Here is a 1,092-nt window from a genome sequence, read left to right as displayed (position 1 = left end):
CTAGTACTCCAGCCGTAGATCGTGACTTGGCGCAAGGTGACGCCGGTCTGTGGGGCTCGGCCTGACGGCGGTGGCTGGCTACCGCCGTCCGGGCTCGTGCCCCATACGAAATCTGGCAAGATCCGCTTGTGAGCCAATCCATGGTGACTTTGCGCAAGCTCGCGCTCAACGACTGGCAAGCAGTGCACTCCTGGGCCAGCCTTGAGGAGGCTTGTCGCTACCAGCCTTGGGGGCCGAACACCGAGGACCAGACGCGCGCGTTCGTGCAAACCGCTGTCGAAGCCTGGTCGCACGCCCCTCAGCAGAGATTCGTCTACATTGCTCGCTTCGAGAACGAACTCGTCGGCATGGGTGAGCTGCACATTCGTAGCCGTCGCCATCGTCAGGGCGAAATCGCCTACATCGTGCACCCGAGGGCCTGGGGGCGTGGCGTGGGCACGGCGATCGGACAAGAGCTTCTGTCGTGCGGGTTCGGGGAATTGGGGCTCCACCGGATCTACGCGACCTGTGACCCCCGCAATCTCGCGTCGTCTCGGTTGCTGGGCAGGCTCGGCATGACGTACGAGGGGCGGCATCGGCACACCGCGCTGATCCGGGACGGCTGGCGGGACTCCGAGATGTTCAGCATCCTCGAAGCGGAATGGCGGCCGAGCCCTGGCGACTGATTGTGATCTTGCTGGTGGGGGGCCTGTGCGGGCAAGGGTGCGGCCACCGTTGATCATCGGTGTGTGAAGACAAACGATCACGTGGTGGCCGCAGGTCACAGCGTAGACCCTGCCCGCTGGCAGGAGGCATTCGAGGGCCTGATGGACCGGATATCTGGACGGTTCGCGCGGGTCGAACCCCGGCGTCATGTCCGGCAGTTGGCGCTCGGGCTGCTGTCGGACCTGCCGCGCAAGAACTGCTGGACCATCGCCGAGTGGGCCGGAGAGACCACCCCGGACGGCATGCAGCACCTGCTGGGTCGTGCCAAGTGGGACGCCGACCAGGTACGCGACGACGTGCGCGAGTACGTGGTGGAGCATCTACGCGACGACCAGGCGGTGCTGGTGGTCGACGAGACCGGGCACGTGAAGAAGGGCACGTGCACGG

Annotated in this window: 2 protein-coding genes; both read left to right on the top strand. The window is 65.6% G+C overall.

Going from position 1 to position 1,092, the window contains the following annotated elements; genetic code table 11:
* The first annotated feature begins 128 nt into the window (after window positions 1-128).
* Window positions 129-665 (top strand): GNAT family N-acetyltransferase, encoded by a 537-nt coding sequence (locus ACWEQO_RS34805; RefSeq protein WP_452986501.1) that lies wholly within the window; start codon window positions 129-131, stop codon window positions 663-665.
* 141 nt (window positions 666-806) lie between these two features.
* A partial coding sequence (locus ACWEQO_RS34800; RefSeq protein WP_452986502.1) for a transposase occupies window positions 807-1,092 on the top strand: 286 nt, incomplete at its 3' end.

It is taken from the genome of Streptomyces sp. NPDC004051 (assembly GCF_053604275.1).
The sequence above is the reverse complement of the archived record's forward strand: the minus strand, read 5'-3'. Positions and strand labels throughout refer to the sequence as shown.